The 23,280-nt window shown below is 54.8% G+C and carries 17 protein-coding genes; 5 read left to right on the forward strand and 12 right to left on the reverse strand.

The window, feature by feature from the left end:
• Positions 1 to 7: 7 nt before the first annotated feature.
• The 6 genes from OEU85_RS05860 to proB all read right to left on the reverse strand — a co-directional run bounded on the left by OEU85_RS05860 (position 8) and on the right by proB (position 8,994).
• The gene (locus OEU85_RS05860; RefSeq protein WP_262690524.1) at positions 8 to 1,132 is read right to left on the reverse strand and encodes a serine hydrolase domain-containing protein; all 1,125 of its coding nucleotides are present in this window, start codon (positions 1,130 to 1,132) and stop codon (positions 8 to 10) included.
• Positions 1,129 to 2,619 (reverse strand): tryptophan halogenase family protein, encoded by a 1,491-nt coding sequence (locus tag OEU85_RS05865; protein ID WP_262690525.1) that lies wholly within the window; start codon positions 2,617 to 2,619, stop codon positions 1,129 to 1,131. The genes OEU85_RS05860 and OEU85_RS05865 overlap by 4 nt, the downstream gene beginning before the upstream one ends.
• Before the next feature lie 27 nt (positions 2,620 to 2,646).
• Positions 2,647 to 3,660 carry a cupin-like domain-containing protein gene (locus OEU85_RS05870; protein WP_262690526.1) on the reverse strand — a complete coding sequence of 338 codons (1,014 nt, stop codon included), beginning with the start codon at positions 3,658 to 3,660 and terminating at the stop codon, positions 2,647 to 2,649.
• Positions 3,661 to 3,690: 30 nt separating this feature from the next.
• Positions 3,691 to 4,401, reverse strand: coding sequence for a SapC family protein (locus OEU85_RS05875; RefSeq protein ID WP_262690527.1), 711 nt, complete (start codon positions 4,399 to 4,401; stop codon positions 3,691 to 3,693).
• Between the two features lie 137 nt (positions 4,402 to 4,538).
• A complete protein-coding gene (locus tag OEU85_RS05880) occupies positions 4,539 to 7,493 on the reverse strand; it encodes a TonB-dependent receptor (protein WP_394805386.1) in 2,955 nt (984 codons plus the stop codon).
• Positions 7,494 to 7,833: 340 nt separating this feature from the next.
• The gene (proB, locus tag OEU85_RS05885; RefSeq protein WP_262690529.1) at positions 7,834 to 8,994 is read right to left on the reverse strand and encodes a glutamate 5-kinase; all 1,161 of its coding nucleotides are present in this window, start codon (positions 8,992 to 8,994) and stop codon (positions 7,834 to 7,836) included.
• Positions 8,995 to 9,331: 337 nt separating this feature from the next.
• On the opposite strand from proB, the gene proC reads away from it, so the two are divergent.
• The 5 genes from proC to OEU85_RS05910 all read left to right on the forward strand — a co-directional run bounded on the left by proC (position 9,332) and on the right by OEU85_RS05910 (position 14,952).
• Entirely contained in the window at positions 9,332 to 10,111 is a 780-nt protein-coding gene (proC, locus tag OEU85_RS05890) for a pyrroline-5-carboxylate reductase (protein ID WP_262690530.1), read from the forward strand.
• Positions 10,112 to 10,140: 29 nt separating this feature from the next.
• A complete protein-coding gene (locus OEU85_RS05895; protein WP_262690531.1) occupies positions 10,141 to 11,406 on the forward strand; it encodes a glutamate-5-semialdehyde dehydrogenase in 1,266 nt (421 codons plus the stop codon).
• A gap of 155 nt (positions 11,407 to 11,561) precedes the next feature.
• Positions 11,562 to 12,941, forward strand: coding sequence for an NAD(P)/FAD-dependent oxidoreductase (locus tag OEU85_RS05900; protein WP_262690532.1), 1,380 nt, complete (start codon positions 11,562 to 11,564; stop codon positions 12,939 to 12,941).
• Entirely contained in the window at positions 12,938 to 13,729 is a 792-nt protein-coding gene (locus OEU85_RS05905; protein ID WP_262690533.1) for a DUF1365 domain-containing protein, read from the forward strand. Before OEU85_RS05900 ends, OEU85_RS05905 begins: the two co-directional genes overlap by 4 nt.
• 8 nt (positions 13,730 to 13,737) lie before the next feature.
• Complete coding sequence (locus OEU85_RS05910) at positions 13,738 to 14,952, forward strand: SAM-dependent methyltransferase (RefSeq protein ID WP_262690534.1); 1,215 nt, start codon at positions 13,738 to 13,740, stop codon at positions 14,950 to 14,952.
• Positions 14,953 to 15,045: 93 nt separating this feature from the next.
• On the opposite strand, the gene OEU85_RS05915 is transcribed toward OEU85_RS05910, so the two are convergent.
• The 6 genes from OEU85_RS05915 to OEU85_RS05940 form a co-directional block, all read right to left on the reverse strand.
• Complete coding sequence (locus tag OEU85_RS05915) at positions 15,046 to 16,629, reverse strand: serine hydrolase (RefSeq protein WP_262690535.1); 1,584 nt, start codon at positions 16,627 to 16,629, stop codon at positions 15,046 to 15,048.
• Positions 16,630 to 16,895: 266 nt separating this feature from the next.
• The gene (locus OEU85_RS05920; protein WP_262690536.1) at positions 16,896 to 17,987 is read right to left on the reverse strand and encodes a sulfotransferase; all 1,092 of its coding nucleotides are present in this window, start codon (positions 17,985 to 17,987) and stop codon (positions 16,896 to 16,898) included.
• Entirely contained in the window at positions 17,984 to 18,448 is a 465-nt protein-coding gene (locus OEU85_RS05925) for a hypothetical protein (RefSeq protein WP_262690537.1), read from the reverse strand. The genes OEU85_RS05920 and OEU85_RS05925 overlap by 4 nt, the downstream gene beginning before the upstream one ends.
• A gap of 9 nt (positions 18,449 to 18,457) precedes the next feature.
• Positions 18,458 to 18,694, reverse strand: coding sequence for an NfeD family protein (locus OEU85_RS05930; RefSeq protein WP_262690538.1), 237 nt, complete (start codon positions 18,692 to 18,694; stop codon positions 18,458 to 18,460).
• Complete coding sequence (locus OEU85_RS05935) at positions 18,691 to 20,088, reverse strand: arylsulfotransferase family protein (RefSeq protein ID WP_262690539.1); 1,398 nt, start codon at positions 20,086 to 20,088, stop codon at positions 18,691 to 18,693. Before OEU85_RS05935 ends, OEU85_RS05930 begins: the two co-directional genes overlap by 4 nt.
• A 327-nt stretch (positions 20,089 to 20,415) precedes the next feature.
• Positions 20,416 to 23,262 carry a calcium-binding protein gene (locus tag OEU85_RS05940; RefSeq protein ID WP_262690540.1) on the reverse strand — a complete coding sequence of 949 codons (2,847 nt, stop codon included), beginning with the start codon at positions 23,260 to 23,262 and terminating at the stop codon, positions 20,416 to 20,418.
• Between the last annotated feature and the right edge of the window lie 18 nt (positions 23,263 to 23,280).

Raw genomic sequence — 23,280 nt, forward strand, 5'->3', positions numbered from 1 at the left:
CCTTTTGTCAGGGTCGGGGTTTTCCCACACCTTGAGCGGGGAAAATATAATTGGCCATAATGCTTTGCGCCTGCTCCATATAAAGCGGCCACTCGCCGTAATTTCCCTGCGTCATTACAACAACCAAACCTTGGTCCTTGAAAATATTGACCTGTTGTCCACCATCCCCATCGGCTGAGAGATAGCGGACCCCAGCCACCTCACGCAGCCAGAAATAATAGCCGTAGCCCGCGCCCTCCGGGCTTGCCTGCCGCGTGGTCATTTCCTCGACCCACCACGCCGGAATGATCTGTTGCGCGCGCCAGCGGCCGTTCTGCAACACGATGATGCCCACTTTTAACATGTCCTTTGGGGTCAAATAGAGACGGGCGCTGCCCTCTGGGGTGCCCGTGGGTTGCTGTCCCCAACGGTAATTTGTAATCCCTAGCGGTTTGAAAAACCTTTTGTCGGCCCATGCGGCAAGGGGTTCATCCAATTGATATTCCAGAATGCGTAGCACAAGGTTAGGCACGGCGCTGTTGTAGCGCCATTCACTTCCGGGCCCCTGGTTCTCCCGCGCGAGCAGGAACGTGGCAAAGTCGTCCGACTGCCAAAGCGCTACCAGGTCATCATCGGTCCACTCATCCCAGCGGTAACCCGCTGTCATTGTCAAAAGGTGGTGCAAGGTGAGCTGGCGGGCCTTGCCTGTCAGCTTTGCGGCCAGATTAGGAGGCAACAGATCCCTGACCTTGGCGCCGGCGGTTGCGTTCAAGTCATCAAGGGCGATACCGGCTAAAATCCCGGTTATCGCCTTGGTAACAGACGCTACATAGTGCGGCTTGTCGGCATCCCACCACATAGCCTCTTCCCCCGGCACACGTTTGACGCCGCCCTCAAAGTCAATATGGTCATTTGTGCCGCGGAAATAGTTTTCATAAAGCAACGCACCATCCCTGTAGACCAGCACGCTATGGATATCCTTGAATTTTCCGCCCTTGATATCACCCTCCAGTGCGGCCATCCGGACGTCAAAATGCGGCTGGCTGATACCCACACTGGCTGCCGGGCTTACATCAAGGCTCGGCTGTGTACCGCATGCCGCAGTCAGGAGAAATGGCAGCGCAAGGCAGGTGCCCCTGAGTTGCTGCTTCATTCCGATGCTTTGCAGTAGCGCTGAATATATTGCTGATGGCTTGGCAGGCCAGCGACCGTGCGGGCTACATTGCTTTTCACATGGTCAAGGAAATTCACCAGTTCTTCCTTACTCATCACATCGGCGACCGGATGATGCTGTTCAGGCATTATGCCCTGCCCCAGCATGACCTGTATCCATGAATTTTCAGCGAACAATTCATCGGCATTCTTGAACACCCGCCCGGTCTCCCGGAAGAGGTCAATCCGGTGCTGCAAAGTGTCCGGGATATCCATGGTTCTGCACTGCCGCCAGAACGCCGTATCTGTGCGGTTAGTCACATGATAGTGCAGGATAATGAAGTCCCGGATGCCTTCGGTCTCGAACTCTGTCTGCTGGTTAAACTCGTCGACGTCCGACTGCTTTACACCGTGAGAGGGGAACATACGCATCAGCCGCAGGATACCCCGCTGTATGAGGTGAATACTGGTTGATTCCAGCGGCTCAATGAAGCCACTGGATAGGCCAAGAGCCACCACATTTTTGTTCCAGTGCTTGCGGCGTGTCCCTGTGCGAAACTTGAGCACACGCGGCTCAATCAGTGGCTTGCCCTCGATGTTGCTCATCAAGGTTGAAATCGCGTCGTCGTCGCTTTGGTACCGGCTGCAGAAAACAAGGCCGTTACCGACCCGGTGCTGGAGCGGAATACGCCACTGCCAACCACTATCGTGCGCGATGGACCGGGTATAAGGGATTGGTTCGCTGACCGCTTCCGTCTGTACAGCGATGGCGCTGTCGCACGGCAGCCAGTGTGTCCAGTCGTCATAACCGGTGTGCAGTGTCTGTTCGATCAACAGCCCACGGAAACCGGAGCAATCTATGAAGAAGTCCCCGTCAATCATCTGTCCGGATGCCAGCTTGAGGGCCCTGATGAACCCGGTATCACCGTGCTGCATCACCTCAACAATCTTGCCTTCGATGCGCTCGGCGCCGTGCTCTTCAGCCATCCCGCGCAGAAACTTCGCATAAAGGCTGCTGTCCAGATGATAGGCGTAATTAAGGCCCTGCTCCGGCAGGTGGGCAAACTTGTTCTCGAGCGCCGCCTTCAGCTCAAGGCAATATTCACCAAAATCCGCAGCATGTTTTTCTTCCATGCCACGGTGCCAGAAATGCTGAAAACCGGCTGTCCAGTGGTCTTTGCCGGTGATGCCGAAGGAGTGGATGTAGCTTTCCCCCTGCGCCTTCCAGTTGGCAAATTCGATCCCCAGTTTGAAGGTGCCCTTGACCGCAGCCATGAACTTCTGCTCGTTGATGCCCAGCAGGCGATTATAGGTCAGAAGGGTCGGGATCGTCGCTTCACCCACACCGACGGTGCCAATTTCCTCGGATTCAATCAGTTTGATCTCAAGGGCTTTACCGAGCACCTTGGACATAGCGGCCGCCGCCATCCAGCCCGCAGTGCCACCGCCCGCAATTACCACCTTGCGAATTTGATTGTCTTTTTGCATCACTCGCCCACCCCTGAATTTACACTATTACCGGTTCAGCCGGTTCAATAGAAACGCCCGCAGTTTCCTTGCCGTCATTTCATCGATTGGTGCCAGCACACCCCGGCTTTCCTCTGGAATATGCTCGAAATTTTCTGGCTTGTTTTCAAATACATAGAAATTGAAAATATCCTGCCAAATCTTCTTCTCATGCGCGGGCAAATCACGGATCGTCATCAGCGCATGTTGCAGCACATTGATGGGTGGCCCCATGTATGCAGGGATGTCCCGCCACCAGTAATTCACCAGCACGTTAAAAATGCTCAGGCTTTCGACATGATGCCACCACATGCCGGGAATATAGATGGCATCACCCGGCTCCAATTCCGCCACCTGTGCGACCTTCACCGCAGAGCGAAACTTGGGGAAACGCTCATAATCCGGCTCGCTAAAATCTACGAGACTGACCGCCTGACCAGCTGGCGTCACATCCAGCGGCCCGACATACAGGTTTTCAAGCTGGTCCGGCGGGAAAAGCGTGAAACGCCGTCGCCCCACCGCTACACAGGCAATATTGTCAGGCATGTCATAATGTGCGGCAATCCGGGTGCGGTTGCCGATCCAGATGCTTGCCAACGGCCTGCGGCCTTCAAATGACAGGTCGTTTTGCGTGCGGAAACCCGGCAAACTGGTGTCGATGGTTGTAGATGCCACATAAATCAATGGCGGTTCAGCGTCGCCTTCATGATCAGCGAGCTTTTCGAGGATGGCATCAAGCCTGGCACGGACCATTTTAAAGTTTGGGCCGGTGAAATCCTTATTGTAGAACACACGCCCCTTGGCTGACGGATCACCAAGGGAAGCCCCCACGGTCGCACCGTCATAGTGCTCAAGCAGATGCTGCCGTGCGGCATCAGCGCCTTCAAGCCCTGCCTTCGCAAGGGGCCAATCGCTCACAAGCCCTTTCAGCACCAATGGCTCCCGCGACGAAAACACCTGTTCCGGCAGCGCGTCCGGCCGCACACCCTCAATCTCTTTGATCTTGTTTTCTACCGCTAACACGATCCAGTTCTTTCGAAGTCGCTTCCGATATCAGAGGCGGGCATTCTTTCGCATGATGAGCTCACGCATGTGCGACAGCGACGCCAACACCATATAAATGGCCTGCAGGTGACCTTCCTTATGAAGCGCGCTAAGGACGTCGCCATCCAGAACAGCCAGCTTGTCTTCATTGATGGTGTAAAAGCCAGCCAGCCGGTTCTTTGAACCGTCTTTCAGTTCCATATCCAGAGTGAAGGATTCCAGAAGGTCGTGTTCAACAAGCGCCTGCACAAAACGCGCATTTTCCTGGTCGCCCTGATACAGCGCATCCAGAAGCGCCGCCACGCGGTTCAGATAAGGGGTGTTCCCACCGTGTTCGAGAAAAACCGGCTCACCCTCGGTTTCGCTGACACGCGGGCTATCCATATCCACATGCACAACTGTGTGCGCGTCACCGTCAGCGCCTTCAAAGCCGATCAGGAAGGGCTGCCGCTCAATTGCAACAGGGATATAGTCAGCGTCCCAGCCGTGCTCGCCAAGAAACAGGTTTTCGCCCTGTTGCAGACCCAGCATCGCCACAGGGTAATATTTGTCGCTGTTAGGGTCCTTTTGAAAGAAAATCGGATAATGCGCCTGAATGTTCCGGAATTCGAAGGGAAAAGTGAAGCCATACATGACGTCGTCGCCAAATCTGGCCGAGCGCTCTGTGATTATTTTCAGGTCTTTATGATCTACATTGTTCAACAGAACATGGTTACTCATGGACACTTCCCTCCCCCTACTCAAACAATTGGTGAGGCCACCCAAGCCCTGCGACCTTCCCTTTGAGACCTACCTTAGAAGGAAAAAGCCGTCGTCTCCAACGGCTTTCTCCGGTTTTTTTAACTTAAAAGCCAAGCCTAGAAGTTATAGCGAACCCCAAGATTGTAACGTGCGCCGCCCTGCGTGACATACTGCACGTTATTGACATGGCGACCATGCAAACGCTGCGTCGAGTTGGTGATGTTGATACCTTCGGCAAATACGGTCAGGCCTTCCATCACTTCATAGCTGACGTTCACATCCCACTGCCCGTAGGCCTCGGTGTATGATGGGTTGTTCGGGCCGCCGGCTGTGGTCGTCGCATTCAGGAACTTGTCACGCCAGTTATAGGCCACCCGCACCTGCAGGCCATTTTTATCGTAGAAGCCGATAAAGTTGGCACTGTCGCTGAGCCCCAGCAATGCAAATTGCGTTACGCTGGCTGGAAGCTCGTTGTTGAAGTCCACATCACCGTTTACCATGGTGTAGTTGATCATCGCACCGAAGCCGCTGTCACCGAAGGTGTGCTGCAGGGCGAATTCCCAACCATTCAGCTTTGCTGATTTCTGGTTGATTGGCACCGTGATGTCGAACGTAACGGTTGGGTCTTCACCCTCAACACCGTAGATAAACCCGGTGTAGTTGCCGTTTGAATCGACGCCGGTGATTTCGACCGTGCTTGGGTCCGCGTTCTCGAAAATCCAGTTACGGATTGCTGTCGCGTCGGCATTGCTACCAAGGGCCGCCACCGCAGCCTGATAACGAGCCCCGCCATAAGGGTGCGGAAGATCAAATGGTGTCGCTTGAATTTCAGATACACCGATGAAGTTGTCTACGTCCTTGTGGAACCAACCAACGGAGAAATAGCTGGCATCGTCGTAGTACCATTCACCCGAGAAATCGAGGTTCTTCGATTCAAATGGCAGCAGGCCTGGATCACCCTGATTACCGGTACCACCGTCAACCCGGAAGATCTCGTTCACGGTCTGGCCACCCTGGATATCTGCGTAACCCGGGCGCGTGATCGTCTCGCTGTAGCTTGCGCGGAAGATCACATTGTCCACAACCTCGACGTCAAAGTCGATCGCCGGAAGCCAGTGCTCGTACTCACCCTCAAGTTCCGTGAAATCCTGGTCGCTTGAGAAGATCACGCCAAACTCGTTAGCGCCGCCCCAATTGGTGCCAATCGCGATGGGTACAAGCGCCTGTGAGGCAACGTCGGTTTTCTCGTAACGCATACCGAAGGTTACGTGCGCGGGACGCTCACCAATCTCGAAGTCCGTATTGGCTTGCAGGTAAGCACTGATGCTTTCCTCAGTGGTGCGACGGTCCGTTGAATAGTTGTCGGTCGCACATTGACCAGTGCCACCACAAGCGCCATAGAGGTCGTCGATAATGCCGGCCATGCGCTCAAAGTCCCAAAGGAACATTTCATTGAGCAAACCCGGGTCATCGCTGCCACTCAGTTGGTCGAACTTGTCGGCAATGGTTGTCAATTCAAAGATATCATCCGGAATATCGGAAGCCGGGCCTGCCCCACCCCAAGTGTCGCGCTGTACGTTCGAGTATGCCGAGCGCACCTTGTTTTCAGTGTATGAAACACCAAAATCAACGCTGGTAATCAGGCTGGTGTCAAAATCGTAGGCACCACGAAGTTGCGCCTGCTTGATCTCGGTCCGCATGTAGCTATTGCGGAAGCTGGAACCGGTTGAGGTTCTCAGCGCCGGATCAATACCGGTTACGCCAGGTGCAAAATCAACCGAGAGAACAGGAAACTCGTTCGTATAGTTGATTGACTGACGTGCCACGATAAAGCTGGCTGTACCAATCACCGCATTTGTACCAAACGGGCTGTCCGAACCGGATTTAGCGCTGGAGCTGTGAGCATCAAGCTCAAGCGTCAGCCGGTCAGTTGGTTCCCATTCGATGTTAAAGCCGATGGAATTATTCTCGTTTTTAACTGCGAACATGCCACCGCCCATAGCAAGGTCAGTCGGCGTACCAAAGCTTTCGGAATAGAAGACCGGACCAGCCACAGGGCCATCTGTCCACTCGCTGCTTGTGTTCGCAAAGTCAAACCACACAGCCAGATCATTCCGGGTGGTTGCAATGGTGTGTTCGGAATAAGTGTAGTCAAACGTCGCCGTCAGATTGTCAACCGGACGATACTGCAAGGTCAGTTGACCATTGATCCGCTCACGGTCGATGTCATTAAGGCTGTAGTTCAGGTTTTGCTGAACGGCGTAAACATCGTCCGGGCCGGGCCGGTTGGTAACATTGATATCAGCCTCAGTGCCGCCATCTGGAATCTGCGGCAAGGTGCCCCAGTTATTTTCGGAGCCGAGATACGCACCGCGCCATCCGTCAGGCACACTTGCTTGATTGAAGGAGGCCTTACGCTTCTGGTAGCTACCAGAAAGCGCCACGCCAATCTTGTCATCAGCAAAGGTGTTGCTGTAAATGCCTGAAAATTCAGGAGTGATCGGGTTGCCATCGTTGCGCGATGTGTCATATACCGCTTTGGCACCAACACTTGCATGCATACCCGGGTCATTCAGCGGACGCGTCGTCTGAATATTGATCGTCGCGCCAATACCGCCGGTTGGAACCGACGCACGGCCGGTTTTATATACTTGAACCCCGGCAACACCCTCGGATGCCAGGTTTGCAAAATCAAATGAACGGGATGCCGACGCACCAGTTGCCTCAATCGAGGAAACCGGCATCTGGCGTCCATTCAGAGTCACAAGGTTAAAGTCAGGCCCGAAGCCACGAACGGTAACCTTGCTGCCTTCACCGTTTTGGCGGTCAATCGATACGCCGGTGATACGCTGCAATGATTCAGCCAGGTTGGTATCCGGGAATTTACCCATATCCTCAGCCGAAATAGCATCAACCACACCGCGGCTATCACGCTTGATATCCATGGCACGCTGGAGGCTGCCGCGGATACCCGTGACAACGATCTCTTCAAATTCATCAACATTTGCGTCAGCACTGCTATCTTGTGCAGTAACAGCAGACGCAGACACCATGGCAAGGATGAGCGACATCGTGCTCGCCACGGGGCCATAGTATAGATTTCCTGGTTTCATCTACCTTCCCCTACTCTAATGTGCATTTCCCCGACGGCTGCCACGACTCTTCCCGCTCGCAATGACAGCGCTGTCTCTTTGTTGATAGCAATACTAGGCATATATGTCTATATTTTTCTGACAGCGCTGTCACATTAACGAAAAAAATATCCATTATGTGAGGAAAACTGCGGCACTTCGCGCGTGAAAAATCCCCGACAGATGTCGAAATATCAACCAGATCTCCTCTTCGCACAAAAAATCGCGCTCCAATTCAATGAAGCGCGATCAAATCCCGGCCTGGCATCAGGTTTGGCGACTAAAGTGTCACCACCACCTGATGGTCGTCGGTCGGCACATCCCACGGAAGGTGATTCTCCTTCAACACCACCATATTCTTCGTCGTGATTACATCAGGAACAGCCGAATACCCCAAGAGCTCAGCCGTACTTGCCTCAGGGTGCCTTGCTAGCACCAGCACCTCTTCCGATGAGAAGTTGGTAAGGCCGCGCGCAATCTCCCGACCCTGCTCGTCATACACGTGCAGAATGTCACCCTTGTGGAAATTCCCATGGATGGAAACAATGTCGGTATGCGCAATTGGCGTGGGGTCAGCACACAAGGCTTCCGCAGCCTTCTGGTTAAGGATCAGGCTGCCCGCAACCTGAAGCCTGTTCGTAAGCCACACTTTCCAGGCAGATGCAGGCGTTCCCATCGCTACACATGTTGTATGGCGCCGCTCCCCTTCAAGTACCGAAAGAAGCGGCCTTTCGATAATACCTTCGGCAATAATGGTGCTGCACCCGGCGTGCTGGGCCATATTCGCTGCCTGCAGTTTTGTGAGCATGCCGCCACTACCCAGCACGCTCGTACCTTCTGTCGCGGAAAGATATTCACTGACATCCTCAAGCCGCTCGATGAACTGTGCATCGGGCTCTGACGGCGGCCGATCATACAAGCCATCAACACTGGTAAGAAGTACAAGATGATCCGCCTGAATCATCTGCGCGACCTTGGCAGCCAAACGGTCATTATCCCCGACTCTCAACTCTTCCGTCGTCAGTGTATCATTCTCATTCACGATCGGCATGATGCCATTCTCGAAAAGGCGCTCTATTGTATTTTTCGCATTGATAAAACGGCGCCGCTCTTCCATGTCGCCGATAGTCACCAGAATCTGGGCAATGTCGAAACCAAACTCATGCGCCACCTGCTTATAGGCGTTCAAAAGCAATAATTGCCCGCATGCTGCGGCAGCCTGCTTATCCAGAAGCCCTGCGTCTTCAGGTGTTTTACCAACAGCGTTCAGACCCAGCGCCACCGCGCCTGAAGACATAAGCACAACATCATAGCCCTGCTCCTTCAGCCTTGCGATGTCACTCAACAGCCCATGCATGAATGCATACCTGAGCGTTAGCTGCTGGCTGTGCGCCAACAAACTCGATCCAATTTTTACTACGATACGCTTTTGGTTACTCACCAGTCGCCTCCTTTGTGGTTCGCTGGTCCGCCCTTCTTGGGCCTACTCATCAGGCGCAATAATATTACTTTGACCACTATTAATTTCAAGGCCTCATTTTTTATAAAAGGCCCTATTAAGTCATCCCATATGCTTCAATCTCACATTTATATCAAAGATATAAGGCCGTTTATAGGCAGGCTTATATTTTTACCGCCACGCCGCAATAAAATCATATTTCATTTGTATTCTAAATAAAATTGCTTATATACGCACCGACCACGACGAACGGGCCTTCGCCGCGCCACTATGCTTGGCTGAAGGTCGTATACCGAGATCGAGACAAGGAGTGAAACATATGAATGTGCTGCTGATTGGCTGTGGAAAAATGGGTGGTGCGATGCTGCGGCGTTGGCTGCTGAACACAGAGCACACATTTACCATTGTAGACCCCATGGCGGAGAACCCTCCGGAGGGCGCCAAATTGCTGCGCGCTGAAGCTGATCTCGGCGACCGCCGGTTCGATATGGTGATGGTGGCAATCAAACCACAGATGGTGGACGATGTTTTACCGGCTTACAGAAAGCGGATAGCGCCCGGTGGCTGCGCTGTGTCTATAGCTGCGGGATGCAGCATGGCCCGGATCAGTAAGCTTCTAGGCGACGCACCGACAGTACGCGTCATGCCAAACCTCCCCGCCCTGGTAGGGCTTGGCGCTACCGGATTGTTCGCAAGCGACAGCTGCAGCGACACCCAGCGCACCCAGGTTACAGACCTGATCGATATCGTCGGCAAAAGCTTCTGGGTTGCGTCAGAAGACGAACTTGACCGCCTGACGGCGGTATCTGGTAGCGGCCCGGGATATGTTTTCCAGTTCATGCACAGCTATATTGAAGCGGCCAAGGAACTTGGGTTTGACGACGGGACGGCGCGAGCGCTGGTACTTCAGACGATTACCGGCGCAGCAAAAATGGCGACAGACGCCGACGAAACGGTCGTTGACCTGAGAAATTCCGTCACCAGCAAAAAGGGTACAACGGAAGCTGGCCTGCATGCCCTCAATCATGAAGGTGCACTCGATACCCTTCTGAAGAATACCACGCGTGCTGCATATAATCGCGCGCTCGAACTGCAATAAACCACCTCGAGAACCAAAGGAGTTCTTACATGACCGTCATGTCTGACGAGATCAGGGAATATGTATACAAGCTTGCGGCAGATGCTGGCAAAGCCGCCCGCCAACTGGCGACCGCCAGCACCAAACAAAAGAACGACGCGTTACGTGCCGCTGCCGCAGCCCTGAGAGCGCGCACATCGGATATCCTGGCCGCCAACGCAAAAGATATCAACAAAGCCCGTAAAGATGGCAAAAACGATGCCTTTATCGACCGGCTTATGCTTGATGAAGCCCGTGTCGGCGCTGTGGCCGATGCCGTCGAAAGCATAGCCGAGCTCCCCGACCCGGTGGGCCGTGAACTGGCAACCTTCAACCGCCCCAATGGCCTGAAGATTGAACGTGTTGCCGTTCCCATCGGCGTAATCGGGATGGTGTTCGAAAGCCGTCCAAATGTCGGGGCGGACGCTGGCGCCCTGTGCCTGAAGTCAGGCAACGCGGTCATCCTTCGAGGCGGATCCGAGAGCTATCATTCAACAGGCGAAATTGTTGCCTGCATGAAAGCCGGACTGAACGCTGCGGGCCTGCCGGAGGAAATCATTCAAGTGGTCGATACGACCGACCGCGCAGCGGTGCGCCACCTGTTGAAATGTGCCGAGCATGTTGATCTCATCATTCCCCGGGGCGGCAAGGGTCTTGTAAAGCTGGTGATAGATGAAGCTGCGGTTCCTACATTGCAGCACCTTGACGGCAACTGTCATACCTATGTGCACCACGCTGCGAACCTTGAGAAAGCCGTGGCACTGATCAAGAATGCCAAGCTCCGTCGCACAGGTATTTGCGGCGCGACAGAGAGCGTGGTGCTTGACAAGCAGGTCGCAAAAGACCTTTTGCCCAAACTTCTAGACGCCATGCCAGAGTGTGAATTCCGCGGTGACGGCACAACCCAGGCATGTGACCAGCGCATTATTGCGGCAAGCGATGAAGACTGGGGCACGGAGTACCTTGATGCCGTTCTCTCGGTAAAGGTTGTTGAAAACCTCGACGAGGCGATCGACTTCATATCGCAGCATTCCTCCGCCCATACCGACGCAATTGTAACTGAAGACCCGGCGGCAGCGACAACCTTCCTGAATGCGATTGATTCAGCGGTTGTCATGCATAATGCATCCACCCAGTTTTCCGACGGTGGTGAATTTGGTATGGGTGCGGAAATCGGTATCGCCACAGGCAAGATACACGCTCGCGGTCCGGTTGGGCTTGAGCAACTAACCACCTTTAAATACAAGGTCATGGGTGACGGACAGACACGCCCCTGACCGCCTGAACCCTTTGATGGTTTGCAACGCCCCGCCTTTCCAAAGACGGGGCGTTTTGCATGCCAGCCTGCCCCCTCGCAACGCCAACATCTGATCCACGTCCTTCCTTCCGTCGTAGAGCTTACAATCGCAAACAATTTGGATTGAATGGCTTTATGCTGCACAACGCAGGAAAAAACCGCCCTCGAAACTCGCAAAAGCCCGGCAAGAATATTGCCATCATCGGGAGCGGCATCACCGGCCTGTCGGCTGCCTGGCTTTTGTCGAAAACCCACAATGTTACTCTGTACGAAAAAGAGAATTATCTTGGCGGCCATGCCCACACTGTTGACATCTCTGTCGATGACAAGACCTTCCCTGTCGATACGGGTTTCATTGTCTATAACCCGGCCAACTACCCCAATCTGACCGCCCTCTTTGACCATCTCGACATCGCCTCAGTAAAAACAGACATGTCCTTTTCTGTATCAATGGACGACGGTCGTTTTGAATACTCAGGGGGTGACGGGGGTGGGCTTTTTGCACAGCCGGGAAATTTTTTCCGTCCGCGTTTCTGGTCAATGATCGGCGGTATTGTACGGTTTTATGATAAAGCTGCCCAGTATTGCACCGACCCTTCCTACAGCCACATGACATTGGGGGAGCTACTGAGCTCGGAGGGTTATAGCCCTTCCTTTGTTCGCGATCACCTCGGGCCCATGGGGGCAGCCATCTGGTCCAGTAACAGCCAGGACATCCTTGAGTATCCGGCCGTATCTTTCCTGAATTTTTTCAGAAACCACGGCCTCGTCCAGCTTCGGAACCGCCCAGAGTGGCGCACTGTGGCAGGTGGAAGCCGCGAGTATGTCAAGGCCGTCAGTCATTCATTTCAAGACAACATCCGCCTTGCCTGTGCCGCGATGGAGGTCACGCGCCTTAATAATGGTATCCGCGTGCGTTCCAGCAACGGCGACATCTCAATTTTCAACGAAGTCGTCTTTGCCTGTCATTCCGACCAGGCACTGGCACTGATTAACCATCCTGCCCCGGAGCTGGCTCATGCGCTGCGTTATCTTCGCTATAGCAAAAACTCAGTGGTTCTCCATACCGATACCGAGTTGATGCCGAAGCGGACAAAGGCCTGGGCGAGTTGGAATTACATAGAACATAAGCAGGCAGACACCAAAGGCCCCTCGGTCTCCTACTGGATGAACCGGTTGCAACCCCTGCCCGTGGAGACCCCTGTCATCGTCACGCTTAATCCCAATCGGGATATTGACCCGGATAAGGTTTTGCAACGTTACGCGTATGACCACCCGGTTTTTGATCAAAACGCTGCGTTGGCGCGCCAGCGACTCTGGGCACTGCAGGGGCGGCATAACTTCTGGTTTGCCGGTGCCTATCTTGGTCATGGATTTCACGAAGACGGCATACAGGCTGGCCTTTCAGTCGCCGAGATGATTGGCAGCCCCAGCCGCCCCTGGCAGAAACCCGCACAAAATGCCCGCATCGGCTTGCCGGATACGCTCACAACAATCTATCAGGGGGTCGCATGACAGCTGGAATGGTGCCGTCAATATACGAAGGGCAGGTATGGCACAAACGATATCACCCCAGGGTGCACGCCTTTCGCTACCCGGTTTTCTACCTGCTGCTGGATCTGGATGCCTTTGATGGCAAGGTATCCGCTCCAGGCGTTGCGCTGGACCGGCTGGGCCTTTTCTCTCTTTGGCAGCGCGACTTTGGTGCCCGTACAAAAACTGGATTGAAAGACCATATTTGCAACCTTGTGACAGATGCCGGCGCGCAGACGAGGCCCACCAAGGTTTCGTTATTAACCATGCCGCGCATCCTCGGTTACGGCTTTAACCCTATCACGCTCTTTTATTGTTACGGTGCTGACACGAATTTGTTGGGCGTAGTGTATGAAGTGCATAACACTTTCGGGGAAACCCATTCCTATGTTCACCTGATGAACAGCTCCCGGCTGCTGCCTCATTCAGCGCCAAAGGAGCTACATGTTTCACCTTTTTTTGACGTATCAGGAAACTATGAATTCAGGCTCAGGCCCCCAGGAAGAACGTTTGCCTTACTCATCAGTTATTTTGGCAAGGACGGGACTAAAAGCCTGACTGCAAGCCTGACGGCCAAACAATTCCCCCTGAACACGCCCCGCCTGTTAGGGCTGTTCCTGCGCATGCCGTTTGTGACAGTCAAGGTGATCGCCGCCATTCATTACGAAGCTCTCAAGCTTTGGCTGAAGGGCATGCCCTTTCACCGGAAACCAACTCCGCCGCAGCACAAATTTTGCCGCACTTCGTTGCGTACAGGCCCAAAAACATGAGGACAACCATGGACGGCACTTTTCAGCCACCCGCATCGCACATGCAAGCACCAACCCGCAGGGAAAAACTCCTCTCGGCTGTACTTGCCAAGATAAAAGCCGGCAATCTTGATGTCACCTTTCCGTCCGGGGCCCGGCGCTCCTACGCGGGGGCGGCCCAGCTCGGCATGCCTACTGCGTCAATTCACTTTGTTACATGGTCAGCCGTCACGCGGACAGTCCGTCGTGGTGCCCTAGGGTTCGCTGAAAGCTTCATGGACGGAGAATGGCGCACAGGTGACCTGACAGACCTGTTGCGTCTGCTGGCCGCCAACATGGATGCGTTTGAAGGTCATTTACCCTCGACACGGAGCTGGCGCTTTTTTGATAAGGCGCGGCATTTTGCAAACCGCAACACCAAAAGCGGCAGCCGCCGCAACATCTCCTTCCATTATGATTTAGGTAATGAATTCTATGCGTTATGGCTAGACCCGAGCATGACATATTCCGCGGCGCTGTTCGAGGATAACACCTCAACCCTCGAAGAAGCGCAGAGGCGTAAATATGCCCGTATTGCCGAAGCTGTAGGCATCAAGAAAGGCGGCCGTATACTCGAGATCGGGTGCGGCTGGGGAGGCTTCGCAGAATACGCCGCAAGCCAACTGGGTTGTCACGTCACCGGCGTAACATTATCCCGTGAGCAATTGGCGTTCGCCCAGAACCGGCTTACCCGCCAGGGGCTGAACCACATGGTTGACCTGCGGCTTCAAGATTACCGTGACATCAGCGGTCAGTTTGATCATATAGTTTCGGTCGAAATGCTCGAGGCAGTGGGACAGGAATATTGGGCAACCTATTTCAGCACGCTTAAGCGCCTCCTCAAACCCGGGGGCCGCATTGGCATTCAGGTCATCACAATTGAAAACGACCGTTTCCCACGCTATAGCCGCAGCGTGGATTTTGTTCAGAAATACATTTTCCCAGGCGGTCTGTTACCGTCTGACAAGGTTCTCAAGCAGGAATTCAGCGATGCAGGGCTGACCCTGGTGTACCAGCATGATTTTGGCCAGGATTATGCGCAGACCCTGGAAGATTGGAGGTATAACTTCGACGCGGCCGCTCCGGAAATAAAAAAGCTTGGCTTTGATGAGCGTTTCTTCAGGCTTTGGCGTTATTATCTCGCCTACTGTGAAGCAGGCTTCCGTCAGAAATCCATCGATGTCAGCCACTATATTCTTGGTTAGCGAACCTCCCGGCTACCAACACCACCAGACGCGAAAAGCCACGACGGCAGGAAAACATTCTGCCGCCGCTATTCTGTTGAAAATGCCTCACATCTATTCTTCAGCCGGCGTGAATAACAGGTCGTGGTAATCGAAACTGAAATCAGCAATCGGGGAGATCGCCTTGGCTGTAATCCGGCTTACCTTTCCCTCGGCATCAAGGTTGAAGGTGACATAGGCCGGCTCCATCACCGGATCATTAAACTGCGTCCTGAACGTATCATATTGATAATGTTCCAACGTCGCCGAAAGCCCCATCGAATGGGGAAAGTCGACCACGAGAGCGCCAGATTCTTCCCGCACAGAAATCGTACCATACCAGGGATCATTGTATTTGCCTGTATAGCCCGTCAGTGGCAGCGAGGGTCCAACGTCCTTCGGGGCCGATGCGGGCGCCTGCACAACTTCAACAGCTGCCTGCTGTCGGTCGCGCTTCATTTCGTGAAGCTTTTCAGGCCAACTTTCCATCGGCAGCCCCAGATAATGATCAAGCAGTTCATACAGAAGCCCGCGGACCATCTCTCCTTCTTCGCTGTTCACGGCGATATAGATGCCCACATTTTGCTCAGGCAGCAGCGCAACAGCGGCAAGAGAGCCAAACACGGCCCCTCCGTGCCAGACCAGTTTGGCGCCCCGGTAATCCTGCACGGTCCATCCCAGCGCGTAAGTGCGAAACATCGGTTCCGTGACCTTGAAATCTCCGGTTAGTGGCGTAATTGGCTGTAGCACAACCGGAGTCCACATCGCTTTGGCCTGTGTTTCACTGAACAGGCGTTTCTCACTGTCTCTTAATGCTCCCTTGTCAAGCTGGGTCAAAAGCCAGTGCGTCATGTCGTTCGCGCTGATGGCAAGCCCGCCTGCGGGCGCTGCATTTGGTGCGATCACCGACGCCTCGTCAAGCGGCACCTGATCTCCCATCCCGCGGATTGCACCGTTAAGCCGCGCATGTGGCCGCGCGCGATTGACGCTGGCTATCAATGTTTCATCGCTGACCGTCGAATTCTTCATGCCAAGGACGTCGAAGATATTGGCCTTAACGAAGGTTTCCCAGGTATCGCCGGTAATTTCTTCAATCAGTTGCCCGGCAACCATATAGAGCACATTGTCATAGGCATAACCGCTGCGGAAACTTGTGGCGGGCTTGATATGGCGCAGACGTCGCACTGTCTGCTCACGGCTCAGGTCGCTGCGTGGCAGGAAAAGAAGATCCCCCGCCCCAAGACCGAGCCCACTACGGTGCACGAGCAGGTCGCGCACGGTCATTTCGCGCGTAACCCATGCGTCATACATACGGAAATCAGGCATATGGTCAATGACCTTGTCGTCCCACGCCAGTTGCCCCCGATCCACAAGGATGGCCAGTGCGGCCGACGTGAACGCCTTGCCGGTCGAACCGGTGGCAAAAATGGTATCCGCGTCAACCGCGTCTCGTGCCTCAAGGCTGCGGCGACCAAAGCCGTCGGCGAATGCTACCGCGCCATCTTCGACGATGGCAACCGTGGCGCCTGGCACCCCAAATTTTTCGAGCAGCGTCTCAACGCGGTCGGCAAATTCATCCGGCGGCGTGCTGAAGGCGGGCAATGAAAATGTAAGGTGGATCGCTGCGAGCATTGTCGCGGCAAAACGAATTCCGGGCATGGTGTATCTCCCTGCTGTCTCCATGCGGAGTGTTCACATTCCCGGACGAGATGCCCAAAAGTACGGCTGAAAGCAGGAAACGCGCTGACAGCGTGCCAGAAGGCAAGCAAAAAGAGCCTCCGCAGGCCGGTATCAACCAAACCCTGAAGATATGCTGTTAATGGCTCGTCCGGTCTGCACAGTGCGAAGCGAGATGTTTTTATTATTGACTGGCAAAGCTAGCATCCCCGATACAGCTTGCGCAAGCCTGACGATTAACGACCAGATCAGGTATAGCCGTATCGTGCGGCAACCACAGCTGTCTGTCGTTTGATGGCTTTGCGTTCAGCGTCGGTGAAACCCGGTTCATAATAGCAAGGGGCGCTGACAATTTCTCGCGCTCTGGCCGGAACCTCGCCATGGTCAAGGCCCACGTGATCCATGACAGCCGCCACCGTCGCCTCTGGCACCCCACACATGTCCTCGTAGCGCACGATACCCGTTGCGGCCTTTAGCTCGGCATCGTGGTCGAGCTGGTCGGCTATATGGCCATAGATCGAGGCCCAATAAAGTGCCCAGCCTTCGGCCTCCTCCCCTTTCTGCCACAGATGATGAATTTCATAAGCCCTGCCGTCGCCGAGGTCGACGGGTCGGCGTCCTGGGCCAAACTCATAGTGCCCGCTTCGACGCAGGTGGTCTGTAATACGCGGGTCCTTGACCGCAGCTTCCATGAAAAGCCTGTGCTGTTTCATCAGCGACGCCACATGCCATTCGGGATGGCGTACCGGCACAAGAAACCGCGCACCTGCAAACATATGACGAAGATACGCAAACCGGGTGGCGTTATAATTGCCCTTGGCGAGATAACGCTGCCCCTCTCTCAAGTGCAATACCTTGCGAATATGATCACGGTAGAAAGCCTCAAAGGCTTTGTTGCTGGTGTTCTCATCGAGGACAGCGCTCTGTCCCATCTGGTGCCGATTGGGAAAAAAATGCATCCACAACACTTCCTCAAACGCTTCGGGGCTTTCGGGTGTCACCTTGATACGGTCCTTGTGCGCGCGTTCATGCGCGACATCATCAATGCGTCCCGCCCGGTCAACGAACCACGACCAGAGGGCCGGTGCATGCACAAGGGGAAAGTCCCTGTACCGATGGCTCACCGTGCTCTGGTGGCTGGCAAGAAGCTCAAGCAGAATGGTACTGCCCGCGCGTGCCACGCCAGCAATATAGATGGGACGATCAATGCCGACCTCATTCAATTGCTCCCGAAGCATTCGGCTTTCCATATTGCCAAGCCATGCGGCAACTCCCGGATGGCGCTCGATAAAGCCCCCGAGACCGTCGTTCCAGCGGTCGATTTCGATGCTCCCGCTCACTGGATACGCCGGAAGTGTTTATAAAGAAGTGAAAAGACGATCATGGCTCCCATAAAGGCAGGCTCCCAGCCTCGCACCCATGAGGGGCCGAGACCAAGCACGTCCACATCCGCGTAAGCGCCGTCGATACATACGACAAGGAATAAAAAAGGCAGCGCTGCGACGAGTGTGCTGGGCAGTACGATGCCAACACGCAGGAACGCAGCCCCAAGCATATCGCGCATCATCGGCCACGCGTCTTCGAACTCGCCGTCGAAACTGTCGAGCGCCAGCTTCTTTTGAGCAAACCGCAGTTTCAGTTCCGCGATGCGTGCCTGCGGAGAAAGCAAGCGATAAAGCTCCATCGTAACAATTGAGGCGATCAGAGCCCACAGAGCCAGTCGCATTGCCGCAGGCAATACCGCGCCAATGCTCCGATCGACCATGTAGAAAAAAGATATCGGCACTTCAAAAAAATCCACGTGATCGCCCTAGCGCGGTAGCGTTTCCGCGTTTATATTCTCGGCCGCACGGCGCGCCTTGCGCTTGCGCAGCCATTTGCGAACTGGCCAAGCAAAGACGAAGCCCACTGCGGCAAAAATTGCGATAAGCAGCGCCCAGAGCGCACCGAGGAGGCTTAGTCCCGCCCCCGGGCCCACATAGGCCTGAGCTGAGGCCGATACACCGGCAACTGCCAGCATCCCCATCAGGATCGGAAGTTTTTTCATTGCGATATCTCCTTGTTATCCAATGTATTCTCCCCACTGAGAACAGCCTCGTCCAATACGGCGCGGTCAAGCCGCATGGCCCAGGCAATGATCGGTATCTGTGTTTCTTCTTCACCCCCCCGCACCGGGTTCACAAACTGCCACACCAGATCACCCTGGGGCGTAACTTCAATGATGCGTCCGCCGGACGATTCAGTAATTAGGGTATTGCCGTTTGCGAGCCGCTGCTGGTCCGACCTGATCGCACTCTCGAGCGGATCGTCCGCGGTTCCCCGATACTGCCAGACGATTTCCATGGTTGCAGGGCTGAATTCGATCACACGGGAGCGCCCTTCCGGCGTTTTGAAATTGCCATAGTTGTCGAACATCAGAATATTGCCATTCGGCAGGATGTCGGGGTCGTGCTGCCCGATCCAGGGCCCCCTCGCCACCCAGGGCAGTTCGCCGGTCTCCGGGTCCACGACACCAATGGAATGTGTCTCACGGAAAGAGAGCAAGACCTGCCCTTCCTTGCCAAACGGGAAGTTTGCCGCCTTGGCCGCGTCAATATACTCCACTGTATTGGTATGAAGCGGGTCAGCACGAGAGAAAGCCGAAACAGTGTAAACCAGTTGTCGATACTGCGAATCTGCGAAGGACTGCAGGAGCGTCACGGTGTTGAGCACCTGCCCGTCTGGCGACAGGGTTACAAGATAGTCATCAATTCGGGGGGTCTCAAGATTGGCATAAACTGGCATGACCTCACTTTCAATCGCATGTGTGAGGACAAAAATGCGGCCATCGGGCGCGATGTCGAACTGGTGATGCGTGCGTCCTGTATATTTCCAGATAACCTTGGAGTTGCGGTCCAGTTTCACCAGCCCATACCCGTATGGCGTATCTCCTGCCCCTTCATAGAGGGCGATCAGCTCCCCGCCCGGGGCGACCCTGGCCTGCCGGAAATAGACATATTCGTCCGGTTGCGGGTTCTCCGGACCGCCGTCTCCTGTCTGATGGAATTGACTGAAGGGCAAGCGCCATTCATGCAGCAGTTTTCCCTCTTCATCGACAAGGAAAGCCGCGGGCGCGCTACCGGATGTGTAAAGTGTAACACCCGGCTGCATGCGGTTGGAATCCCGGAAGGTAACCCCTTTGCCATCGTACCGTGATTTTACCCAAAGGTCGGTATCATAGACGATATGCTGACGGGTCAGCTTGTCATACCAGGCCATGCCGCCCTTGTAGGCGCGCTCAATCACTGGCCCCGGGAAATAGCCGACAACGACAGAGAGTGCGCCAAAGAGAAATATGAGCGTAAAAACGCCCACACATGTAATAGCGAGAAAAAACCTGTCACTGCGATCAGTACTGTTTTCCCCCGCGTCCGGCCCATTTTCCCGAGAGAAACTCTGCATATAGGGTCCTTCTGAAACAGCGAAAACTGCCCAAGTTTGCGGCTAGAAAATGTGTTCTTTCACCATTCAGAGGACACTATAATTGCGGCTTAATCATGTCTCGTTGCTTCCACCGTGCGGAAATGACTGCGTTTTTTTCCATCGAAGAAAAGATTCCGTGCCCTGCCCCATACTATCAAGGGCCATCAATGCCAGCCCCATAATCCGGACAAAAACAAAGGCCCCGGATGGGCGCCTTTGTTCGCCTTGGTTTTGGTTGCAGGATTACCCTCACCGCCGCAGGGACACCGAGGCTGCAATGCCAAGGGCTTACGGCGCGATAAGTGATCAGAAGGTCATGGTGACGCCGCCAAGTTCATCGAGGCCAAGGCCAGCAATAAACACGCTTTCCCCCACAGCCAGTTCGATCATTACGCCATCCACGCCGCCTTGGGTCGCATCGCTGGCGGCCGCTATTACATCCTCCACGGCGCTGAAAGTGGTGCCATCCACAAAGCTAAGGCTGTCTTCCGCCGCGTCGAAGTCCGTGACAGTATCGCTGCCTGATTGAGCCCCGAAGACAAAATTATCGGCACCATCACCGCCTGTCAGCGTATCGTCTCCGTCTCCGGCCCACAGGGTATCGTCACCCGCGCCACCGGAAACCGTGTCATCGCCCGCCCCGTTGTGGAGAATATCATCGCCGTCACCGCCATTTATGATGTCGTCGCCAGCATTCCCCCAGATCAGATCATCGCCACCATCACCGGTCAGGCTGTCGTTACCTGCGCCGCCACCCAGTGAATCGTTGCCGTCAGCCCCTTCAACGGTGTCAGCGCCATCATCCCCGACGCCCGCGTACACAAGGTCGTCATCACCGCCGGCCATAATTCGGTCATTGCCTTCGCCACCGCGCAAGGTGTCAACGCCCGTCCCGCCATCGACAGTGTCATCCCCCGCACCGCCAAAAAGTTGATCATCGTCATTACCGCCGGAGATGTCGTCGTCCCCCGTGCCCCCGTCGACGGTGTCGCGGCCATCACCTGAGGTGATCAGGTCATCATCGCCACCGCCGCTGACACTATCGTCCCCCTCGCCGCTTTCCACGGTATCCCGGCCATCGCCGGCCTCAATCTCGTCACCGCCGGCGCTACCTGTAATGGCGTCAGGCCCGTCGCTGCCGACCACCGGGTCGCCCCCGCTGTCAGGCTCATCTTCATCCGCGTCCTCTACCGTCAGCCAAAAGAACTTTTTGGTGCCGTTATGCTCGCCATCAAACGCATTGATACCTATCCGCACCGTGGCTTCGGCTTCATAGTCGAGGCTGATACCGTCCTTCAGCTTCAGGACGCCATCCACAACCTCAAACCGTTGGTCCGTCAGGATGAAGCTAACGCTGTCCCCGTCCGCATCGCTTGCTGACAACCGACCAACGACCGCGCCCGAGACATTCTCCTGAACCGTAGTGCTGTCAAGCTGCGCGGCGGAAGGAGCCTGATTACCCGGCGGCGTGCCGATATCAAGGTTAACGGTCGCGAGGATTTCCGGATCACGCCCACGGTAGCCTGTCTGGATGGTCAGAGTTGCTGCGTCATCGCCCTTGACGCCAGTTGCGCTGGTATACCGGATGTTCGAGGGGTCGCTCAGGTATGTGTTAATATTTTCAATAGTACCTGAGATGGTGAGCGTTGCGCCAATTGCTTCGCTGGGCGATGCCGACGGCGCCTGGCCCTCTATTCTCATGCCTTCCCGCCCGTTTATCAAATCTGAACTGCCTATTTTCAGCCCACTTACGCGTGTCGCAGTTAATGTGCCGGTGTCAACAGACAACACAATGGTTATCAAATCGCTATCCTCGTCCGCCAACGTTGCGGCCGACAGGTCAATATTCGATGCTTCTTCAATCTCGACATGGATATCAGTTGGCGTGCCGGTAAGAGTTGGCCCTTCATCCAACACCACCGTCACGGTCGAGCCGATACCGCCGCTTGCCATACCGTCGCCACTATCCGAAATATTGCTAAGGTAAAATGTTCTCGTATCTGCCACTGTTGGGCTGTCTGCAGTATTCCTGTAGGTAATACCTTCAACAAAATCCTCAACTCTGCTTTGGCTCCAGTTGCTGAATGAAAACACAACATTCATCCCGCTTGAGGTAGCGCTCACAGAATAGGAAAGGCCGCTTTGAAATGAAGCAGAACGACCATCGACAAGGGCAACCGTGATGTCGGAGATGTAGAGATATTCATCTCCTTCATCCACCACGCCATCAACATACAATGTGAAACCCGCAATAGTTTGTCCGGCCTCAATCGGATCCATCGTCACACCCGAGAACAGGCTTTTCGCGCTGCCGTACTGCGTGAACGTGGGGTCAAGAGCCGTGGCAGACACCTCCGGCACATCTTCCACGGCCTCTACATCAAACGGTTTATCTTCTGTGGCGCTACCGTTGTTGGCATCAGTTGCCGTAACGGTCACGGTACGGGTGAGCGTACTGGGGTCATCTGACGTATTTTCGTATGTAACGCTGCGCAGCACTTCCTGCACGATATCGTTGGTTGCGCTGTCACCGAACGTAATGGTCAGCGCAGTGCCGCCCGAGACCGTGCCGCCAGAGGCGCTCAGGGTGCCTACTGTCACACCGCCCGCAAGCAGGTCCGTGCCCGAGACCGAAATATCAATGCTGTCGTTATTACTGTCCTGAATACCGATCTCATCGGCATCTGTATTGTTACCGGTGATCTGGATTACAAGAGTGCCACCGTCCCAATCTGCGTCGCCGTCGCTATCCGACAGACGGCCCGAGGACGCCAGGTACATGGCCTCGTCGCCTTCGGTAAAAGTAGGTTCTTCTTCCGGCACGGTATCGAGGGACGGATCGGTATTGACGAGCAGAGACGTGGGGAAAGCACTAGCCGTGACGCCTGCGACGCTGTCACCATCCACGTCACCATTGGTGGTGAACTTGGAGTTAATGACGAGTTGCTCATGATAGGCGAACGTGATGGCGTCACTCTGTAAGCCCTCTGTACTCCTGTCCAGGTCAAAGGCGATCGGATCATCGCTTTGGACATTGCCTATGGCCTTGCGGAGCGACAGGTCGCAGCCGTCGCTCATATCGGTTGCCAGATCTGTATCGGTGATGTTGTCAACGCCACTATCACTATTGGTGGTTACGATGCGCGTAGCCATAGCCCGCCTCCCCTAATA

The organism is Kordiimonas aestuarii (assembly GCF_025574465.1).
GTDB lineage: Bacteria > Pseudomonadota > Alphaproteobacteria > Sphingomonadales > Kordiimonadaceae > Kordiimonas > Kordiimonas aestuarii.

Excerpts from the sequence above, each read along its gene's own strand:
- OEU85_RS05860 (WP_262690524.1), bottom strand. The coding sequence starts at position 1,132 with ATGAAGCAGCAACTCAGGGGCACCTGCCTTGCGCTGCCATTTCTCCTG.
- OEU85_RS05865 (WP_262690525.1), bottom strand. The coding sequence starts at position 2,619 with ATGCAAAAAGACAATCAAATTCGCAAGGTGGTAATTGCGGGCGGTGGC.
- OEU85_RS05875 (WP_262690527.1), bottom strand. The coding sequence starts at position 4,401 with ATGAGTAACCATGTTCTGTTGAACAATGTAGATCATAAAGACCTGAAA.
- OEU85_RS05880 (WP_394805386.1), bottom strand. The coding sequence starts at position 7,493 with ATGTCGCTCATCCTTGCCATGGTGTCTGCGTCTGCTGTTACTGCACAA.
- proC (WP_262690530.1), top strand. The coding sequence starts at position 9,332 with ATGAATGTGCTGCTGATTGGCTGTGGAAAAATGGGTGGTGCGATGCTG.
- OEU85_RS05895 (WP_262690531.1), top strand. The coding sequence starts at position 10,141 with ATGACCGTCATGTCTGACGAGATCAGGGAATATGTATACAAGCTTGCG.
- OEU85_RS05900 (WP_262690532.1), top strand. The coding sequence starts at position 11,562 with ATGCTGCACAACGCAGGAAAAAACCGCCCTCGAAACTCGCAAAAGCCC.
- OEU85_RS05905 (WP_262690533.1), top strand. The coding sequence starts at position 12,938 with ATGACAGCTGGAATGGTGCCGTCAATATACGAAGGGCAGGTATGGCAC.
- OEU85_RS05910 (WP_262690534.1), top strand. The coding sequence starts at position 13,738 with ATGGACGGCACTTTTCAGCCACCCGCATCGCACATGCAAGCACCAACC.
- OEU85_RS05915 (WP_262690535.1), bottom strand. The coding sequence starts at position 16,629 with ATGCCCGGAATTCGTTTTGCCGCGACAATGCTCGCAGCGATCCACCTT.
- OEU85_RS05930 (WP_262690538.1), bottom strand. The coding sequence starts at position 18,694 with ATGAAAAAACTTCCGATCCTGATGGGGATGCTGGCAGTTGCCGGTGTA.
- OEU85_RS05935 (WP_262690539.1), bottom strand. The coding sequence starts at position 20,088 with ATGCAGAGTTTCTCTCGGGAAAATGGGCCGGACGCGGGGGAAAACAGT.
- OEU85_RS05940 (WP_262690540.1), bottom strand. The coding sequence starts at position 23,262 with ATGGCTACGCGCATCGTAACCACCAATAGTGATAGTGGCGTTGACAAC.